Raw genomic sequence first — 20,557 nt, 5'->3', positions numbered from 1 at the left:
TCGACGTCTTGCTGCCCCGAACTCCGCGACGACGTCTTGCCGCTGCTCAATCCGAACGCCTTCTTGAACCCTGACGCCATGCGCGACGTAAATCCGCGGCGTTTGCCCTGCGGCGCCGCGGCGACTTCGCCCGCCTCCGCCATATTGCTCGATGTCTTGCTCCCCGAGCCGCCGAATCGCAAGCTGCTGGAGCCCGCCCGAGAGACGTCTATGCTGTGGCGGGCGCCGCTCAACGAGTTCTCCGGCGCCAACGACTGCGGCGTCACTCGCATCGAACCGCCCACGGATCTGCGACGCGGCACACGGTCGCCGGCGTCACTGTCGTGCGAACCGAGGCGCAAGTCGCTCAGATCCTGTTCCACATCTCGTCTCTGTGAATTGTACTCCCGGATCCAGGCGTCCGTATCGAAAGCTCCGGTCACGCCTTCGATCCACTCACTTACTTCGCGAGAATCGTCATCGCGCGGCTGGTTCCGTCTTGGGTACATCGATGCCGGTCCTCCGGAAATCAAATTTGGAACCTCGATCCTATTGACGCCGGACGGCTCTCCTTCCCGTCGAAGCAGGACGAACAGTCGCCGATAGCCGAAACGCCGACGCTCGTTTGCAAGGTCACGCAGCTTTGCCCGCAGCGCCACCTCCGGCGGTCGGCAGGACCGATAACGCACCGTCTTGCGGTCGGCGGATATGATCTGGCAGGCCCGCCGCTCCGAAAGACCCATCACGGCCTTCAGATGCGTGACGGCTTCACGCTTGGCGGCAGGCCCTACCATTTTTTTTGCAAGAAGCTCGCGGAGCGCGGCCGCATCCAGCATCTGTTCGGCCAGCAGCTTTTTCAGCCTGGCGTTCTCGTCCTCAAGCGCCTTCAGCCGCTTGGCCTCGGACACTTCCATACCACCGTATTTGGCTTTCCAGTTGTAAAACGTCGCTTCCGAAATCCCGTGCTTACGGCAGAGGTCGGCCGCCTTCGCGCCTGCCTCCTGCTCCTTCAGTACCGCAATTATCTGCTCTTCGGTAAACCTCTGCTTCTTCATTCGTCCGTCCTTTGATGGGCCGGACTCTAATCAATTCTGGAGGAAATTCGCAGTGGCAGGTCACCTTCACCACCTAAGGGGTCACGTGGCTCCGCTTTTCCAAAGCATTTTAGAATATCGATTTTGCATGATGGCGACCAGTCCGGTTGCACTAGCATATGCGTAATCTGCAATTGGAGACCAACAACGGTGAAAACAGAACAGGCCCGCGGGGCGGTAAATTTTCCGAGACGCCTCTAACATTCAAGCTAATCTTAGCCCTGCCGCAGCGCAGACACCTCCGACGGACTGTCAGCCGATTCGACGATGGTCTGGCGAAGGGAGCCACGCTTTCGCGGATCCTCGAGGCTTGGGCTGAGGTAAAGGGATCAGGAGCGGCGCATGCAACGCGCACCGCCCGCTTCATCGAGTCTAGCAGTCACGTATCCGCTTTATAGGCCGGACATGTGAGCGCACCGTTCCCATGTGAAGCGACTGAAAAGAATGCGCTTCATCACACCTTTCACTCTCAGGAGAGACCGCCATGGATAACTCAGAACGATCGCTGCGCTACAACATTTCCGAGGAAGATGATCGCACCCGGGCCATGGCGGGGTGGATCGAGAATATGACCGGGGCACAAACGCTTACGGGCATGCCGTCCCGATCAACGCCAGATCCCCATGCTCTTTCGCCTTCGTCGCCAACGCGACCATACTCGCTCTCTTCCGAACCTCCAATTAAGGTGCTCGACAGATCGACATTTGCCAGAAAAGTAAGGGAATTTTACGGTGATGAAATCAAGCACATTTCCGTCAATCCACAAGAGTACTCGCCCTTCGTGTCCTCTAAAGCCCTGCGTACGGCTACCATCGCTCGACTCTACGGCGGCACCGACAATGATACGCCCAGCGCGCGATATTTCAGCTATGATCTGGGAGAACGAAGCGTTGGGCTTTTAAGAACAGAGGATGGATTTAGCATCGAAAACGAGCCGTGGCGGGAACTATTTCCCGGTCGAAGAAGAATCACGTCGATTGTAGACCTTCGCGTTACTCATCCGCTTGTCGAGAACGCAGGCGATATTCTGCTCGAACATCAACTTCAACTCGACGGCGAACAGCCGTTGATCATGTCACGTCCCGCTACGCCGGAGATGGGAACCCGTCTAGAGCAGATGGGTTTCGTTAATGTGGGTGAAAATCGCTGGGTGCTCGACCCTACGCAACATCCCGACAAGTGGACAAAGAATAGCAAGGGTGGATGGCAGCGCGCCGACAAACCTTGGAGTTATCTCTCTAAAACCGTGGAGTATCTTAGCGACGATGAAGCAGGTGTCGAGGAGCATTCGAGTGACGCCAGTGTCGAGACAGATTCATCCGATGATGACCCGTCTTGGTACTTCGAACACCTCAATTTGAACCGCGGCTAAAAGCTTGCCTCATCGTGAGGACTTTTTGCGCCGCCGGCTGAGTTGATACGCCCTTGTATTACGGGAGGACGCAGGCGAAGATTAGAGACTGCAATAATTGCTGCGACTCTCTGCGACGGCCCGCCTCATGCTGCACTCCGATCCTGCCGCGATGCAGATTGGCGGGGCTGGCTTCTGGGTGGTCCGCAACGATATCGCCGTTGGGGGTATCTTCTGATAATGGCCGTCGGGTTCGAAAACCTTCTGGTTGAGCCCCTAAAAGATCACCCAGGTACTCCCCAGGCGCCTCATGAATAACGACACCGAAGCGCTTGAACTCGAATCGCTCGTATCCGGACCCGTCGCCAAGCCCAAGGCGACCGTCCGACACGATGTCGATGAATGATCGACGTGCGAGCTGACCGGAAACCGCAAGGTCCGGTCGACATCATCGGGACGCGCCCATGGGCCCCATCGGCACGCGTCGGCGAATAGCGGCGAGATCCGTCTCGTCGGCGCGTTCCAGTTCTCGACCATCGGCGTGCGCACATAGCCGAGCTCTTATGGCCGTCAGGCCCACTCGACGCGACGCCAACTCGCATGCCAAACTTTTCGTGATCAAGATCAGGCCCCTTCCAGGCAGCGTAGCCGTTGCGTCTGGGGCGCCCAGCAACCCGCCCAGCGAGGCCACATTGAAGATCGCAGGGCCGCGCGGCAACGCCGCACCGCACCGTTCCGCTTCCAGGAAGATCCACGGCAACGACAATGTCGCCGTTTGTCGCAAAGGCATCGACCAGAGCGCGGCCAATCCCGCCTGCAGCGCGTGTAATGACGGCGGGTGTCTGCTTGCTTCATGGATTAGCTTCTCCTGCTCCGGCGTATGCGATCTAACGCTAAAGGAGCCAGATGACAGCAAGTTAGCACCACGTCCCGGAAAAGAAGAGTTCGGCACCAGCTGAACGCGCCGCTATTCCGCCTCGGCTTTTCATGCTCTTTGCCGCTTCCGAGCGTATAGACCGGGTCGTTAGAATGCGATGTTCCGATCGGCTGCCTGAAACCGAACCGCTCAAACTCTGGCGACGCCGCCTGCTGTGTCTGCTCCTCGAGCCAATCATAGACCACTGTGCGGTCGGCAATTCTCCACTCCCCTTCCCTTTTCAGAAAATGGTCGCAATATCGACCACATAGGAGAAACCTGGCAACGTTTGATCCGGCCGCAGTCCGGCCCTCGTTGGAGCGCAGTGAAGTAGCTCTCGACAGGTGCTTCAGCCGGGCTGATAAACTCAATCAGAACGTTGGTGATCTGGTGGATGTTGCGCGGTTCGGTCTTGAAGACACCAAGCGTGAACTCAATGAATCCCTCGGCGGAGCCCGTGTACGCTCCGTGAACGTCCTGCGCATCAGGCCAGAAGGAGCTGCGCAGCCCCGCCTCGTCCGCCCGTCTATCCCGCGGCAATACCGATAGGACAGTCGCGGATCGTTTCGCGATCATGCAATTCGACCCATTTTCGTGGTCCATGGCCCGTCGCAAGTCTGGTCTTGAGTTGAAAATGGCGTTCTATGCATCTGCGAACGGACATTCGCGCCGTCGGCGCTTGACTTGGCCTCGCAATGCCACTTCCCAGGGAACGTCTGTGAACTCAAACAGCGTGCGTAGGACAGCAACTCCCGCGCAATCAAGGACCATTGGTGCGTTGGATTTTGTCTGCAAGAACAGCCAGGGCCTCTCTGCGCTTGTGTGGAAGGTAGCTAACGGTCCATTCGGCGACAATGCGATCGACGAGTTCGCCAGAAAGAGCCCAATGTCGACTGGATCCCCGTTTGCGGCCGCCGGGGCTGCCGGTGCCTGTCTCGGCGAAGTCTCCTCCAAAGCCTGTATCCGAACGATCCTGCCTGGCTCCCAATCGGGCTCGTCTGACCGAGCGGGAGCGGCTGATCGACGCGAGGGAGAAATCTGGGGCCAGGCGGCTCGCCTCTCGGCGTCACCCCACGTTAGGCTGGTTATGCCATCCGCGGGCATCAAATCGGGGTGAAAGAAAGTTCTAAGCCTGGTGTGGTCGAGCGGCCCGACCTGCCCTCCTCAACTCAAGCACTCGAGGCGAGCCGCCATTTTACCGGTGTAGGTCTATTGTCGAATGCCTGACAACCCTATGTCGGGTCGCAAATGGAGGGAACCGGACAAAAAACTCTAACCAATTGAAAACTAACGCAATTTTCATTGGCATGGCCCTTGCTTCTTGAACCGCGACGTTAAGCAGCAACGGAGCCTTTAATGCCCCCACCAATGATTTCGCTCAAGAACCTGACCAGCACGACAACTATGAACCAACTGCTGGCCACAGCGAAGTCCACTGCTTGCGCCGCGTCATTGTGCGGTTCGTCCGCAAAGCCGCACCACGTCGAGCCGGCTGTCTGGGAGAAAATCACGGACCTTTCCTGCTATTTAGAAAAAGCGCACTACTATTTCGCGCGCATGCACGTCGTAGCCGCACCAGCTTGCAATATCCAGTGCAACTACTGCAATAGTAAATACTGCGCCAACGAAAGCCGGCCTACGCCTGACCAGGCGCTGCGAAAGGTCGTTGCGGTCGCCAATGAAGTCCCTCAGCTTTCCGTGCTCTTTATCGCCGGACCAAGCGATGCCTGTTATGACCGGAAGAAGACAAAGGCGACATTTGCACGCGGAGCCACAGAGGTCCCCGATATCAAGCTGTGTCTTTCAACCAACGGTCCGGCAGTGCCAGACCGTGTCGGCGAGCCTGCTGACATAAATGTTGATCACTTGACGATCACCATCAAAATGGTCGATCCGAGAGCCGGCGCGAAGATATCCGCGCCACTGCAGGGCCGAGCCGCAGCTCAGCAGAAGCCCGGATACAAGCAGACCCCGCGAGCACATAGGCATCCAAGTCTCGATATTCGTCCAACATGCCTGGCACTCTCGGGCGCAGCAGCGCTGAGCTCTTGGTCATTTCCCCGCGCAAAATCCCCGTTTGCTCTCTTTGATGCTTCGGGAGCATCCCGATCACCGCTTCTGTGTCAGTCTGCTCCCGTCTCCAACGCTGCGGCGACCTCCTTGCGCAGCCATTTATGCTGCGGGTCGTGATGGCACCGCTCGTGCCAGATGAGCATGACCTTGTACGGTGCCGGCTCGAGGGGTGGATCAACAACCCTAAGCGGCAGCATCGCAGAAACTTGGGTCGCAACGCGGCGCGGGACGAGCAATACCAAATCCGTCCCCGAAGCCACCACCGCTGCCGTGAGAACGCTGGAAAAAAGTATGGGACTACGATCCTCTCGCAGGTTGGGCAAGTGGTCGTAGATCGGGCCGAAATGGTCGGGGGAGTCCGTACTGATGGCAGCGTGACGCAAGGTCGCGAAGTTGTCGATCGTCCATTCCTGCGCCAGCGCGGGATGGTCGTGGCGCAACAAACACGCGAAGCGGTCTGTATAGAGACTGCGCCGAAAATAGCCAGGCAGTTGCACGTCAATATGCCCAACGGCCAAATCAATATCACCTTGCTCAAGCCCCCGCACGGCACGATCAAACGGCAAACAGGCGAGTGTGTCGAGATGAGGGGCACGCTCGCGTAACCACGGCAGGAGGCGCGGTAGTACAGCCAAAGCTTGATGATCGGGGATCGCCAGCGTTGCCCCCCTCCCCCATTCTTTTGAGATTACGCTGCGGCTTGTCACCATCTCTCGGATCGTACGCAGTGCCGACGGCAGCCTTTGAGCCAAGTGTTCGCCTTGCGGCGTTGGGATCAAACCCGTTGAAGACCGCACCAGCAGGTCATCATTGAACATGCCGCGCAGCCTTCCCAGTGCCCGGCTCATCGCCGGTTGACTCCGCCCGATGTGCTGGCCCGCGTGCGTCACGTTCCGGTATTCGAGCAGAGCCTCGAGCGCGACCAGGAGGTTGAGGTCTATTGATGCCAAGTTTATCTGGTGTCCAGTGAGGCGCTCTCCTCTCCAATCTTGCAACATCTTTCGCCTATAAGCGAGTTGATCCGTCACCTCTTTTTCTACATAGCGTTTCATGACGTTCATTCCTCAACAATCAATTCCGGGTCCAACGTTTTCGAGTTCATCTCGGCGGTGGAGCGCGGGTGACAACCTCATGGCATTGTGCCATCACGCGTCCAAGGGGCGGCCAGATCTGTGTGACGATGGCGATCACATGGAACATCGGGGTGTCCCACAGGAATATAGCGCCCGTGTCGACTTCCCCGAGCCCGTTGCAACAGTCTCGGATCCGATGCTGGGGTGCTTGGGTGAAAGAGGCGCACGCGCTCGAGCACAGCGTTGCAATAGGCCTCGGTCGCATAATACGCGATGCGGTCGATGTCGCTCAGGTGAACACCTGCAGATGCGAGGCAATATTGAATCGAACGCATTGGTAACTTGTTGGAGTGCTTGATCCGGTTAAGGCGCTCCTCCTCGACCGCCGCTATCACTCGCCCGTCGCGAACGGGAACCGCAGCCCCATCGTGCATAAAGGTGCTCGGTAGATCGGACGAATTTTCGTAATCTTTGCTTAGACCGCCACTGAGCCCTAGACACAGCATGTTGCTCTCCAGTTCGTTTCGGAAGGTAGGTCGCTCTGGCCTGGCCACCGGCCTTCGTAGTTTCATAGGGTGGCGCTTGACAGTGCAGCTAGAGCTCACGGGGTCGAAGCCGATACCATTAGTGACCGGCGCGGCGACATTGCCGACAACCGATCCTGCGCAACCTTCTTGATCATTGTTGCGACGCCGCACAGAAACCCGGGCCGAAGCGCTTGCAGCAGAACTGCCTAACCTATCCACATCACTCAATCCTTCATATTTCGGCCCGACAGCCGCAAGAAAACATCACGAGGTTTGGTGGCCCTGCAAAAGGCGCAGACCAAGTCCTCGCGGCTGCGAGCGCGCCTGCTCTGGCTTCTAGTGATTGTGGGAGATGCACTCACAGGTTAGTCGACCAGGGAACAGTGCTTCTTGTGAGAGCCCTATCAGCACTGAAACGGGAGAAGCAACGGTGAAGATTCTGCCCGATCACGACCAGCGTAAGATAACAATCGAGGCCAGGCAACTGACAGAGGGCTCCAGGTCGAATTTCCAGCATCGTCTCCGCACCTGAGGACCCATTTTTTTAGAACTCCACATAATCTACACAGCGCTCTTCAGCGTTTTCTAAGGGCAATCGTTTTGAGCAGTAAAATCGTTTTTGTGGATGGAATGCGTGCAAAAAGGAATGGGTGGATTCATAGCAAGGCGAGCGGCACTTTCAAACAGCGGCCGTGATGATCAACGTTTACGGCAAATCCGCCTCCGACGTCGGTGCCGACGACCGACCTCCGAAATCCTCGTGTATCGTCGTACCCGCAACACTCCTTCTCTACTCTGGTTTTCAGCCGATAAACCTAGCCGCAGCTTCGCCAGTCGGCACGTCGATAAGCGTGATCGGGCTTGCTGCAAGGAAACGGCGTTGGTTGTTGGTCGGCGCTGCCGCATCCAGCACCGCAAAACGTGGTGCGTTGGATCGCGTCATGATCCGTCGGGCGTAGGTGCGCAGCATCTGGTCGTTGAAGCGGCAGCCGATGAAGAAGAGCCTCTGTTGGTGCGCCGCTCCTTCACCGCTTCGCTGACCCACCTGAGCGGCGGAACTCCTTCCGTCGCTGATGAGGCCGTTGATGGCCTGCTCGCCCGGCCTTCCGGTGGGTCGGCCGGCATCGAGACAGGCGATTATTACGCGGCGGGCGCGGCGCGCGAGGTTTCGATGCGCTTCAGTCCATCGGTGATGGCCGCGAGCCCTTCCCGCAGCGTCTGCCCTATAGTGCCCGGACCGATGTCGATTGGAGGATTGTCAAGCATGGCTACAATGTCGCTGCCGTTGAGATAATCGAGCTTCTTCTGGACTGTGGTTCGGACACGCTCGGTCGCGCTCGACAGTGCCTCACCGTTGCGTTCGGTGATGGCGGAGAGCTGATCTGAAAGCTCTCCTCCGAACTGCAGGAAGATGTCGTCGACATACCTCCACGTTCCGCCGCGGGCTTCCACATCGACCATCTGGTTGATCTTGCTCTTTACCTCATCCCGCAGCGTCAAGGCAGTGTCGAGATGAGCCTGCCATATAGCTATGATACTTTCGACCGAGTTCTCGATGGATTTGGTCCTTTCGGGCTGGTCTGCGATGCCAAGAAGGACCAGAAGTTGATCATCGTTACCGAGCCGCGGGACCACCGCTGCGATCAGACGCTCCACAACCGCGCGCCTACGGGCTGCATCGCCTAGTTCCTTCGGCCATTGCGACGACACTATCTTCGCAATCCTCTCAGAATTCGCGTTCTCTAGCGGATAAGAAAGCTGTCGCTCCTGAGCCTTTGCCTTGATCAGACGGAACAAGGACTCTACTACCTCGTCTTGATCGAGAGCGCCCGTTGGAACTCTGTTCAGATCGATCCCATTCACCACGACCTCTTCGCGGCGGTCGCCGTTTGTCTCGCCCTGCCCCGCCCCATCGGGCATGTCATCCACATATTGAAGATTTCGCAGATTCTCAGGATAGGCCAGCATCAACAGAAGTCGGCCGGCGAAGTTGTGCAGCGTTGCCTCCTGCTCTTCCGGAGGCGTCGCAGCCAGCACACGTTGCAGCCAATCCGCGATCTTCGTGGTCAGATGGGACAACTCTGCGGTCTGTCCCGCGCCAATTTGCGCGCTGAGACTTACTGCGTGATTGGAAATGGTCGCGGCCGCGGCGGCAATGCCCTCCTTCACTTCCGGGAGAAGCTGCTCCAGGAGCTCAGCCCCGCCTTCACGCTTGCTTCTCTCTTCAGTTTCTTCAACACTCCCTGCAGAGTTCCCTTCCGCGCTATCGAGCGCCGTCATCGGCCGATTGAATTCTTCAGAGTCGTCGGGTGGAAGAAATTGGGAGTTCTCCTCGGCGTTCATCTCAAACTGCTGAATGTCTTCTTCAGTTAAGATTCCTGCTTCCTGCATGTCAGGCAACCTCATGCGGAAGTTCACGAAATACTTCTTCATCACCTTTTGGACCTGCGGGAACCCGGCCTTTCCACCATCAGCCAACTTGACGAGGATAACGCCGTTTTCGTTCATCCTGCCCGTGCCTCTCCGCAGAAGCGAAAAGTTCTCCTTACTACTATCCTCATCATCTTCAAAAGGCATGTTTTTCAAAGTTTGTGCCAATCCATTGAGCTTTTTCTTACTCACCAGGACAGCAGGCTTCCGCAGATCGCCAACCGTGCCGACCGCAAAGCAGAACTCCAAATCCGCTCTGTTCTTCGTCTGGTCGATCAACTGCAGAAATTTCTTCGCTCTTGTCCTATTGTGCTTCATTCCGGCCATTATATCTCTCCAGTTTCCTGTTCTAGATCAGTGTACGTCGGTTGATAGGGTGGGACAGGATCTGATCACCCAACTTCCCGAAGATCTGCCTGATGGAGGTGACCGCGCTCTCCAGCGGTCTAGTCGAGCGGGAAAGCGGCGCGCCGAGATCAAGCGACGATCGCCGCCAGTCGCAGCCGTGACCGCCTCCGATCCGGCCGGCAACCGACATGCCGACCTCTCCCGCCGCAGACCTGCGTGGGCGTCTCGTGACCCCATAGGGCTTTCCCAGCGCCAGTCGGATGCTATCCCGGCGTTCATAAGAAATCTGGACATCGGAATTCTGACAGCAGATTGCGGGACAACGGGCTCATCACGCTGTCAGGCTGGAGGTTAAAAACCGCCCAATGGCGACCGGACACCAGTCGTACCTGAATAAGGTCCCCTCCTCCCAATGGCTGCTTATCCGCCTCATTTAAGAGGCGAAACAGCGCCCAATGGCCGCTCTTGGAGAGGGTGGCGCCTTGAAAACCGATGAAAGCGACGGAAGCGCCGCCGACGCCGCCGGCCGTAGGCCAATGGAAATGCATGGCCGCCGCGGCCGTTCCTCGTCGATGTTCGAGGCGCTGGCCGTCGATGTCTACCACCACCTGGTCTGTCAACGGATCGGTCTCGGCGACGGTGAGCAGGAATCCAACTGACACCTGGCCGGCATCATCGAACATGGTGTCGCGGATCGTGGCTGCCCGTTGGAACTGGGCCAAGGTATTGCGGCCGATAGGGAAATCGACACCGCTCGTTGGCCGAAACTGCCACGAACCTTTGGATTTGTCGACGAATGGGGAAAGGTTCTCGGCGAAGAAAGTGTCGATCTCCGCCTTGCGGCCGAACAGCCGGGCGAAATCGCTCAAAGGGATATCCCGGCGGGATCCGCTCGCGAAGGGATACCGTCCTTCGGTAGCCCGTCGGCACAAATCGCCGGGGCCGCCCGCCCAACCGCTCGCCAACCCGCGCCTCATGCCGCTGACGGTTAGGTCCGAGCTGTGGCGGCTGAGGCCGAGGATCCATTGCCGGATGGGTTCGGGCAGATCGGCCGCCCCCGCCTCGATCTGTTGGATGGCGACGCCCGCCTGCCCGTTGTGTTCCAAGATGTTCGAACCCGCCAGCCCCTGCGCCTGGCTGAGGGAGCGATACAGTTCGCCGAGATCCCGGAGAGCACTGTCGATCGGCGCCTGCGCGCCCGCTTGGCTGTTCGACGGCACTTCGACCAGCTGGTGCAGCCACCGGAAATGATCGCCCATATAGAGCTGGACGTGAGCTTCAGGCGTGTCCGCGGCCGGTTGAGACCGGAACAGTGCCTCGAGCTCGCTTGGCAACACCTCGCCCTGGGGGACACTGTCACCTTTCGTCAAGCCGTCCTCGGGAGCCGGTGGTTGCTTGAGCTTTAGCTCCTGCGCCGCCGCGAAAAGGAACAGGCGCATTGGTGACGTCGGCGCGGACAGCGTGTTCAAGGTGCGCAGCGCGTCATCGATACCCCCAGACGGGCGGATGGACATATCGCCAATGAGCTGGTCCCAGCGCAACGCGAACTCCTGAGCGTAGAGATCCGCCGCCGAACGCCGCAGCTTCTGGCTCACATCACCGGCTGCAATCGGCGCGACTACCTGTGAGTCGAGAACCCAGCCTTCTGCAGCGACAGCGTCAGCCACTTGCGGCAGCAATCGCAGGAAGGTTCCGTAAAACCCCGCCCTCGTGTAGATGCCAGGAACCCCCTCGCTGAGCGGCTGTCCCGATTTGCGAGCCAGGACGCCCTGCGCCAGCGGCCCGGCATGGTCGGCCAGACGCCAGGTTGGCGCCCGCGAGGCTTCGGGACTGGTCGCGATGATGTCGAGGACGCGGCGCGCCATCGAGACGGTCTGGAGCTTCGCGCGGCTCCTCTCGATCAGTTCGCCATTAAGCTCACTATGGGGCAGCGGCCCTTCCATGAGTGCATCCAGGTGATCAGCGAGCGCGCTGCGCAGGCCGGCATCGGCTTCGGCCGGAAACATCACTCGCCAGTCGGCAGCCATCCAGTTTTTGACGACCGCGCGCTGGAGCGGACCCTGCTGACCCAGCATCAGGTAAACCTTTAACGCCTGGTAGACGAACTGATCATCGTCGTGCCGCTCGACCAATAAGGTTTCCAACCGGAACATCAGCCGCGGCAGCAGGATGGTGTTCACGGCGCGGCGGTACGCCGCGAGCGTCTGAACCTTGATTTTCTTACTCTGGTCGAGACCCGAACTTGATAGGCGGCCGCCCGCGCTGTCGCCGTTGGCATCACGCAGCCGCTGAAGCAGTGGCAGGATGGGTCGAAGATCGCCACTCTCAACCCGGTCGAGCTTCAGCTTTTCAGCCCCTCTGGCATAGCTGCCAGCCATTAGGCGAACGCTCTCGATCAGCTGAACATTCCGAATATAGCTGAACGTCCATAAGACGCTGGCGGTAACAATGACCGCCGCTATCATCGTGTAGGCGCCATACCGGATCCGCCGCTGGCGCCGATCGAAGCGGTGATTGGCATCGACGAGCCCAGCTTCGGCGAAAACGACTTCGCGCAGCAGCCGGCTGATGAAATAATTACGGCCCGGGCCACGAAGCGCTGTACAGGGCGGCTGAGCGATCTCGAAGGTCTGAGATCTGGCGTTCGCAACTCGATCGAAGGGCATGCCAATTTGCGTGCCGCTTAAGAAGTAGACGCCGCGGAGCATAAGCGGTTCCTGGAACGAATTCCCGCCAAAGGCTTCCTTCAAGAACTGTTGCGTCAGGTGCTTGAGGCTAGCGACCTGCTGTGGGAAGCCGAACATGAGCGCACGACGCTGGAGGTTGCTTTCGTGCTGCATTCGTTCAAGCAGCCTTTCGTTTAGGCGGCCAACAAGCGCATCGTATGCTGCGGCAAACGCCATCGGATCGCCTTCGTCCTCCGACGCCTCTTGCGCAAAGGTGAACCCCCACACCGCCTCCCGCCCCTCGCGACCCAGATCGTCGAAGAATTCAACAAATCCCGCCAGCAGATCGCTCTTAGTGAAAAGCACATAAATCGGCAGTTGCAGGCGAAGCTCCCTGTACACTTCGAGGAGCCGCTCACGGATACAGCGCGCGCGATCGGCGAGCACTTCCTCGGATGTAGAATTCAGCTCGCTGATTGCGATCGTGACTAAGACACCGTTCAGCGGCTGCCGTGGCCGGGAGCGTCTGAGCATACGAAGCAAGCCACGCCAAACCGCTTTGTCCCGGTCTGCATCACCCTCCTGTACCGTGTAGCGCCCAGCAGTGTCGACGAACACCGCGTCATCGGTGATCCACCAGTCGCAGTTTTCCGTACCCGCTAACCCACCGGCGGCTCTCAGACCGGACCTCGCCGCCATCGGAAAGCTGAGCCCGGAATTGACTATTGCTGTGGTCTTCCCCGAGTTGGGCGGACCGATCATCACATACCAGGGCCGCTGATAGAGCCACCGCCTGCTGATACCTCCTGCGTAGCGGCGCCCCTTGAGTGTGGTAAGGGTCTCGCGGAAACGATGACGAATCGCCTCCAGCTCTCTTTCAGCAAGCGTGCTGGCTTGCCCCACACTTCGGTCGGAAGGCCTTGGGTCTCTCTTCTTCTGCTCGGCCCCACCCGCGTCCAGCGCTCCCGACACTCGTGATTGGACGAGGTCTTCAAAATAGGCCTGAACCTTGTAAAGCTGGGACTGGATCAAGTAGATCACGGTGTATCCGACCGGAATCAGCATCGATGCCGCGATCTGGCTGCGAAGGCTGTCAAGCGGCGCAAATCCTCCGACCGAGATATGCGGTCCGAGCGTGAAGATTAAGGCACATACGATCGCCGCCCCGCCGACACGGAGCCATTGCCACCTAAGCGCTTTCTTGATTGACTGCATGGCTTGTCTTCATTGTGTCTTTGTGATGATGATTTGAATCCGACGGTTCCGCGCGCGGCCCTCGGGCGTGTGGTTCGAAGCGACCGGTTCTCCGCTCCCTCTGCCCTCTTCTCGCACGCGGCCTGGGTCATCCATCATGGATTTGATAATCTCGGCAGCTGCGCTCGCACGCGCGAGCGAAAGGGAATCGTTTGAAGGGAAGGCGAGTGATTGCACCGGAATGGCGTCGGTGTGCCCGGTCAGGAGGACCGATCCCGACTCACCGTTCAGAGAACGACCAATTCGTAAAAGAAGCGGCAGGAACATTTTCTTCACTTCCGGACTAGCAGAATCGAACATCCCGGAGGCGCGAATGATAACGACGATCTGCTGTGGGTCCTCGGACACAGTGACAAGCCCTTCGCGGATTTCGGGCTCGAGGAAGTTACGCAGTCGGTCGCTGCTCATAACAACCTTTGGTGGCAATGCGATTCTCGCCGATCTGACAACGCCGTTCGGCGGCAATGTCGCGATATCGTTGAAGACAGCGTCGGCGCGGGCATTTAATGCATGCAGGAGTCCGGTATAGATCGAGAGGAGTAATCCTGCCCCAAACGCTACGACGGCCCAGATTGGAACGATTGTGCGGCGTGGCTTCGGATTATTTGAGTTCCTCCGCCAGTGCGGGGATAGTTCGCGCTCGAAGTCACCACGGGCTGCTCGGATCAGGCGGTAGACGTCTTCGCACAGCACACTGAGCTCTGCGGCTCCTCCCGCAGTGACGCGGTAGCGGCCTTCGAAGCCCAACCTCATGCAGTAGTAGAGCAGCTCCAGCAGTTCTATATTGATGGCCGGTTCATTTTTCAATTGCGTCAGCAGATCGAAGAAGCGCTCGCCGCCCCAGGTATCGCTGAACAGCGATCCCACCAAGCTGCGCGTCGTCCAGACGCTGTTGCTGCCCCAGGCTGTGTTCAGAACGATGTCATCGATGGTCGCGCAGAGGGCGTATTTGCAGACCTTGATCGCTCGCGAGGGCAATCCGAGCGGCGTGATCCGACGCTCAAAAGCATCGATCTCCCGCAGCACCCTAAGGCGCAGTGCTTCAACGTCGATATGGCTAGCACTGCTCTTGAGCTGAGCGCTGAGACCCAGCAGCGCCGCCGCGGCCGCGACCAGTGGATTAAGTCGGTCGAGCGCAAGCATCTCCCAGGTAAGTTCGTCCGCCACTGGCGATGACGGCGAAGGGACAGCCAACTGCTCCTCGGCGTGAAGGAGGACGAGTGGCTGGGATTTTGGCATCGTTTCCTCAATCACCATCATCAACCCGCCCACTTCCCTTCGGAGCGGACGCTCTCATCGTGGGATCGGCGGGCGGGTCGACTACGCTCTCGCACTGGGCGCGCGAAGTCGGCGCCGAAGCTCCGGAGCAAATCGGTTTCGATGCTCGATACGACGTCATTGAAGACGCGCACGTACGCACTCCGGTTTCGCGCCTTATGGTTGCGGTGCAAAAGGGAACGGGGCCGCCCCATCGCCTTCTCGATCCCTGCTAGGGACAAGCGTGCACGGACGCTGGACAGAGCCTTCTGCACAGCCGCGAATGACACGTCATGCGTCCCACGGTCGGTGAAGGCTTGCTCAACGGCCAGGTCTCCGCGGAGGGACCCGCTGGAGTCATTGCACAGAACTGCGCGCAACGCCTCGCCGACATCGGGAACGAGACTCAGGGTTTTTTCGTCGGAACTCTTATTTCTGAATAATTGTTCGCCAGCTCTCGCTCGGAGAGTATGCTGTGCAGCGCGGCGGAATACAGAAGCATTTTCCCTGCACGATCCAGCACGCTTACGATGCCGGCATTCCGGACATCTGCCAATGATAAGCCGCAGGCGGCAAGGAAAGCCGTGACCGCCGCTCGATGATTCTTGGCGAGATGATTGCTCCACCTTGGGTTGCGTCAAGATGGGGGCCCGATCTGGCACACTGTCTGCGTAGATATCCCACGGACTTCTCATCATGCCCGCCAGCGCGTCTAAACGAGTGCCTAAGAACGGCAATGGTAGGAACTCGCCGTCCCTCAGGTCCAGCAGCGCTTCTTCACCCCGGGTGCAATTGCCCGCCAGGAGCGACGAGGCCGTTTCGAGGGGGCCAAGAAGACTCAACTCCTCACTTGTCGCTGCAAGTTGTCCCTCCGGTTCGGCGGCACTCTCCGCAATGGATATCGAAGGCGACACCGCGACGACATCGGTCATATAGGCGCCGATCTGAATAACATCGCTGGTTTTCCGGGCGACCGGCGCCTCTGACGGAAGCGGCACCGCCTCGTCATTTTGACATGTGTCGTCGCGGCCTCGGTCGATCAGTACGTATCGCCGTGCCATGCACTCGATTGAGCAGTGGGATTTCGAGACCATCTGCTGATCATCCGGCAGAACCAGGCTGTTGCCTGCTCGGCTGGTAGTCAGTCCACCAGCCGCGTCGCCCGGCACGAGATATTCCGGAAAACTACATCTATTGCTGTGTACACGTAGCGTGAGGGGCATTGGTGGGCTAACTCAAATGTGGGTTCTGTCCGGCTCGGATGGCCCAGAGAGCCATTTCGAGATTTGGGAAGTCGCCAGCAACGTGCAGCGCCAAGCCGGCGGATTGGGGCATATCCTTCCAGAAGCGGCTATTTTGATCGATCTCGAAATAGCTGAATCCAACATGGAAGGGGATCTGACGCGGCGCGACCGGTAGGGGATTGATGATAATGCCGGGCAGTGCGACATTGACGAGTTCCGTGATTTTCTCCGCCGGGCCGATCTTAATCTGAGACGGGAACTCGCGCCGGAGGCGCTCGACCTCAATATCAGCCCGAGCAGCCAGCACGAAGCTCGAGGTCGTAAAGAGAGAGCGGTCGGCCACCTCAGCCACATGGACACCGTATTTTTGCCGCTGCAGCGGTACGGGGACCGCAGTCTGCTCAATCACTGCACCCAGCGAAGCCCGGATCGACTGTATCACTGGCAAAAACGCCTCCGCGAGAGAGTCGTGCTTGTAAACACCAAGGGTCGGGGCACGTTTATCGACGCGGGCGAACGTGGCTAGTTCACCCGCCAACTGGAGCATGAGAACATACAGCGATTCCGGATTTACAACGGCGGCCTTGGACAGGTGGCAGAAGTACGGCTCGTACCGATTGATCGCCTGCAGCAGAAGGAAGTCCGCGAGCTCTGCAACCCGGTTCGTTCCCGACTGGGAGACCCGAGTGGCCAGAGCTTCACCACGATGGTGAAGCAGGCCGGTGATCTCAGTGATGTAGTTCGAGAGGACCCGGGAGCTGGCGCAGTCGGGGGTTGGCGGCACGTGCGTTTCGTCCAGAATGATCTGTCGGTCGGCCCGGACCTCTATGATACGGGCGATTGGGATGCAAGTGTAGCCAGACCGGTCTGCCGCGTCCGGCAGCAGTCGAAAATCCAGCCTCGCTACGTCGATGGAGGCGCTGCCTCGCTCGCCAGCGTTGGTGTCGACAACATCCTCAGTGGAGACTGCGAAGCGGATAGGTACGTCAATTCCCGCTTGCGCGTCGGTTTCAAGAGCGCCGGGTTGATAAAACGGTACCGCCAAGTGAATAAGCGAATCTCGAAAATCCGGCGGAACGTCGTAGGGAGTTGGCTGGTTGGCTTCGTCAGGAATACTGAAGGGCATCCCGTCCTCCAAGACGCCGCGAGCCGCTTCGATGGCGATCTTACCGAGACCAAGCAGCTCTCGATTGAGCCGCAGCTCGCTGATACCCCACCCGTACCCATGCAAAACCGCCGTCCTGCTGCGCACCAGCTGTTCGACGTGACGATCGGCCTGCTGAAAATGCTGCGGGCGGAGGAACAAGCCCTCCGACCAGACGACCCTATTATTCCACGACATTCAAGACTCGCCTCGCGTCCACCTGACAGAACGGCTTTCTCCGTAAAAGTAGCAGAGCTTCACTGCCCCCTTGCATGCACATCTGATATCCAACAATGCGCTGGTAGAAGGGCATCGCGTGTCGGGACAGCTCAGATATGCAAGCGCCGAAGCTCATCAGGATTGGTCATGAGCCCCCTTGCAGCGCGACAAGCAAGGGGTCTCATCTAGACTGTCGCTCAGTAGCCCGTTGCCCTCAGAGCCTTATTGGTCGTTCATGTTCACACTGACCTACAACGCGCCAATTCGCCTGTCCTGTCACTCGTACGGGATGAATCTCGCAAATGACCGCCCGGAAGCCTTGAGACCCGGCGCCGCAAGTACGGGGCCAAAAGAGCAGCGCAACAGGCAAGGTGACACGTGATGCGCATTGCCTCGTCGAAAATGTTCCTGAATACGCTGAGGCAGTGCCGCCGCCAACATCGTCTTCACGCGCCGCCGCCCCTAAAGCACCTTGACGACCAGTTTAGCGATTAGACAACCACCTCCTGGACACGATCCACGAACCGGTTGCAGTCCCGGTTCGCGCCAGGTGCGGGATAGCAGCCTGGCGGCATGGATCATTCATGCGGCGAAGATAGGCATTTCCACATTTGGTGATGCCCAATAGCTAGCGAATGGGATATGCGCTGCGCCTCATGTTGGCGCGCGAGCACATGCAAGATGGCACGGTGGAGATCGACCGTTTTCATCTCGGTGAGCGACCGAGAATGGATCCGGACGGTCTACCGCCTGGACGGGGCCGAAAAGGCCTTTCGATACATGCAGGGCGCGCGACGGCGAAAGGGATCGAACCGCAACCTGCCTGATGGGCGGTGAGGCGTTCATGGCGATTGGCAAGAGCTTTGCTACGCATGAGAACGTAAAGCATTCGAGCCGCGAATTCGTCCAAGTCGCCGTCCACTCGGTGGGAGGTTTCAGGTCCCGGGTCCGCCGCACCATTGCCGGCGTCTTTCATCATATCAGCCCGCAGCATGCCTTGTCTTTCCACGAGATCGGCTTCCGCTGGTCACAGCGCATTGTTACGGGCCAGGCAGTGCGGATACTAGTCACGGGTGCCGCCGGCGCTGCGATTGCTGCAAGTCTTTCGCGCTATTACCGGCCGGCAATGCGCAGAAGTCCGGATGCCGGGATCATCGTTAGATCTCCCAGCCTTTTGTGATAAGGCCGCGTTGTTTAGCGGAAGCCAGCAAGGAGTTCGAAGACGAAGGCCGACCTCACTGGCGCCGCAATTGGCGACAGTTGCCACTACCCTGGTATCGTTGGGCCAATCCCACCATAGAAGAGATCATGTCGATGTTTCGTCGTAACCGGCTTGCGCGGCACCGGCGGCCGTCAGCGTTGATAGCAATCCGAGCCGATCGCCACATCAAGCACGGACCTCTGGTCTGGAGAACGGGTCGTCGCTGCATCTCTCGAAGGATCGCCGCTGTCGTTATGGGTTCACGCAGGAGCTGCGCCATAGCCGCTCACTAACCGGATGCGAGCATATCACCTGTGCATGCAATCCAATACCGGGACTGCGCTAGTTTGAATCGCGGGCTCTTCTCCGTGGTTTTTGAGGTTCTGCTGCAATGATGCGTTTACGCTACCAGTTATCAACGGCCTGGCCATGTCTTCGGGATCTGCCGGCCTCCCGTCACCTGAGCTCGATTCCGCAGAGCCGCCCCATGCCACAACAGCAAAAAACGGGACCCACGGTGATTGAGCGGCGTCCGAACGAGGCTCGGCAAGCTGGAGCGGTCGATGGTCGCAGTCGCGCCCCTTGCACTCTGGTTAAGTCGCTTGAGCCCCTGATAAATTCTGACCTTCCGTCAGCAGTCGGTGCCCGACAGCTGACCCCTTGTTTCCTGAAGGCCATATCCCAGGGGGGTGAGCATGGTTGACAGGGACCCTCGGACTAAGGGGCAGGGCTCTTCGCGGCCGGATGAGGGCCGGCACCCAGCGGATCAAAGAGCGCAGTCTTCAGTGGCGCGTGTCGATCAAGTGGCTGGCCGACAACTTCAATTCGGACGACATCTGGCAAGAGAATTCGGTATTGCGTTACGTGGAAAGGCTAAGCGTCGACCAGCCAAGCCCGCCGACCGAGCTTCAAAGCCCTGAAGAACAAACCCCGCAAATGATGGCTGACATGACGGAACTGACGAGAGTTCCGGTCGTCCCGGCAGAGACCGCGTTCAACCTCACGAGGACAACAGATGAATACAATAATGCCGATCGCACTATTCACCTCGTCGAGGGCCAGCCGCTGGAGACTGGCCCTCAGCGCGGGGGGCTGCATGGCCTTGGGAATTTAGAAGCCTCAGCGGTTGCCGGGCCCACCGAGGTGCCGGGTGGAAGAGAGGAGCATTCGGCCATGTCCGAGGTGCCCGCGGAGCCCAGCGATCCGACCGGTGGCGGGCGCAAGAGGCGGACTACTGAGAAGGACGCAGATCCCAGGCCCAGCCGCAGGCAGACGTTATATGCTCAAAGGCCGCTGGCGTTGGCGCCTGATCTCAGCGCCGCGAATGCCGGCATAATCGTGGGGGCCTCAACGGGCGATCTCGTCAATCGAGCGGCGTTCCGGACGGTGTCGGCCCAGGACCAGGCGAGGCTGGACGAAATCGCCAGGCAGACACCGCGGCAGTCGAGGCAGAGCAAGGGGGCGTGGGCGGACGCGCTGAAGGCGGCCCATCCCAATCTCAGCGCCGCCGATGCCGCCGTAATCGTGGGCGTCGTAAAGCGGGTTATCGCCAGGAGGGCGGCGTATCGAACGGTGTCGGCCCAGGACCGGGCGAGGCTTGACGAGATCAAGGCGGCGACACCGCAGCTGCCGGGGCAGAGCAAGGGGGCGTGGGCGGACGCGCTGAAGGCGGCCCCTCCCGATCTCAGCGCCGCCGATGCCGCCATAACCGTGGGCTCTTTTAAGGACGATATTGCAAGGAGGACGGCGTTCCGGACGGTGTCGGCCCAGGACCAGGCGAG

The 20,557-nt window shown here is 59.1% G+C and carries 8 protein-coding genes and 7 pseudogenes; 4 read left to right on the top strand and 11 right to left on the bottom strand.

Going from position 1 to position 20,557, the window contains the following annotated elements; translation table 11 throughout:
- Nucleotides 1-1,034 (bottom strand): transposase (locus CO655_RS34595; RefSeq protein ID WP_245423983.1); only part of this gene is annotated, 1,034 nt, incomplete at its 3' end.
- Nucleotides 1,035-1,557: 523 nt separating this feature from the next.
- Here CO655_RS34595 and CO655_RS31260 point away from each other — a divergent pair.
- Complete coding sequence (locus tag CO655_RS31260) at nt 1,558-2,445, top strand: hypothetical protein (protein ID WP_008536079.1); 888 nt, start codon at nt 1,558-1,560, stop codon at nt 2,443-2,445.
- Between the two features lie 117 nt (nt 2,446-2,562).
- Here the strand turns inward: CO655_RS31260 and CO655_RS34590 are convergent.
- Both CO655_RS34590 and CO655_RS34585 read right to left on the bottom strand, forming a co-directional pair.
- A pseudogene (locus CO655_RS34590) lies at nt 2,563-2,827 on the bottom strand (LLM class flavin-dependent oxidoreductase); the annotation flags it as partial.
- 455 nt (nt 2,828-3,282) lie between these two features.
- Nucleotides 3,283-3,920, bottom strand: a pseudogene (locus CO655_RS34585) (nuclear transport factor 2 family protein).
- A gap of 776 nt (nt 3,921-4,696) precedes the next feature.
- On the opposite strand from CO655_RS34585, the pseudogene CO655_RS31235 reads away from it, so the two are divergent.
- A pseudogene (locus CO655_RS31235) lies at nt 4,697-5,254 on the top strand (radical SAM protein); the annotation flags it as partial.
- Nucleotides 5,255-5,463: 209 nt separating this feature from the next.
- On the opposite strand, the gene CO655_RS31230 reads toward CO655_RS31235, so the two are convergent.
- The 8 genes and pseudogenes from CO655_RS31230 to tssK form a co-directional block, all read right to left on the bottom strand.
- Nucleotides 5,464-6,474 carry a LysR substrate-binding domain-containing protein gene (locus CO655_RS31230; RefSeq protein ID WP_012489527.1) on the bottom strand — a complete coding sequence of 337 codons (1,011 nt, stop codon included), beginning with the start codon at nt 6,472-6,474 and terminating at the stop codon, nt 5,464-5,466.
- Nucleotides 6,475-6,713: 239 nt separating this feature from the next.
- Nucleotides 6,714-6,992 (bottom strand): annotated as a pseudogene (locus CO655_RS31225) (carbamoyltransferase N-terminal domain-containing protein); the annotation flags it as partial.
- A gap of 823 nt (nt 6,993-7,815) precedes the next feature.
- Nucleotides 7,816-8,010: pseudogene (locus tag CO655_RS31220) on the bottom strand (hypothetical protein); the annotation flags it as partial.
- A 143-nt stretch (nt 8,011-8,153) separates the two neighbouring features.
- Nucleotides 8,154-9,770, bottom strand: coding sequence for a hypothetical protein (locus tag CO655_RS31215; RefSeq protein WP_012489526.1), 1,617 nt, complete (start codon nt 9,768-9,770; stop codon nt 8,154-8,156).
- Nucleotides 9,771-10,066: 296 nt separating this feature from the next.
- A complete protein-coding gene (gene tssM / locus CO655_RS31205) occupies nt 10,067-13,672 on the bottom strand; it encodes a type VI secretion system membrane subunit TssM (protein WP_097593478.1) in 3,606 nt (1,201 codons plus the stop codon).
- A 9-nt stretch (nt 13,673-13,681) separates the two neighbouring features.
- Nucleotides 13,682-14,971 (bottom strand): type IVB secretion system protein IcmH/DotU, encoded by a 1,290-nt coding sequence (gene icmH, locus CO655_RS31200; protein ID WP_012489524.1) that lies wholly within the window; start codon nt 14,969-14,971, stop codon nt 13,682-13,684.
- Nucleotides 14,971-16,191 carry a type VI secretion system-associated FHA domain protein gene (locus CO655_RS31195; protein WP_210256236.1) on the bottom strand — a complete coding sequence of 407 codons (1,221 nt, stop codon included), beginning with the start codon at nt 16,189-16,191 and terminating at the stop codon, nt 14,971-14,973. The genes icmH and CO655_RS31195 overlap by 1 nt, the downstream gene beginning before the upstream one ends.
- Before the next feature lie 7 nt (nt 16,192-16,198).
- Nucleotides 16,199-17,554, bottom strand: a complete 1,356-nt coding sequence (tssK, locus tag CO655_RS31190) for a type VI secretion system baseplate subunit TssK (protein WP_016737477.1) — start codon at nt 17,552-17,554, stop codon at nt 16,199-16,201.
- A gap of 641 nt (nt 17,555-18,195) precedes the next feature.
- Here tssK and CO655_RS31180 point away from each other — a divergent pair.
- A pseudogene (locus CO655_RS31180) lies at nt 18,196-18,755 on the top strand (transposase); the annotation flags it as partial.
- A 720-nt stretch (nt 18,756-19,475) separates the two neighbouring features.
- A pseudogene (locus tag CO655_RS31175) lies at nt 19,476-20,557 on the top strand (hypothetical protein); the annotation flags it as partial.

This window comes from Rhizobium sp. M1 (assembly GCF_002531805.1).
GTDB lineage: Bacteria > Pseudomonadota > Alphaproteobacteria > Rhizobiales > Rhizobiaceae > Rhizobium > Rhizobium etli_C.
This window is presented reverse-complemented; position numbering and strand designations above follow the sequence as displayed.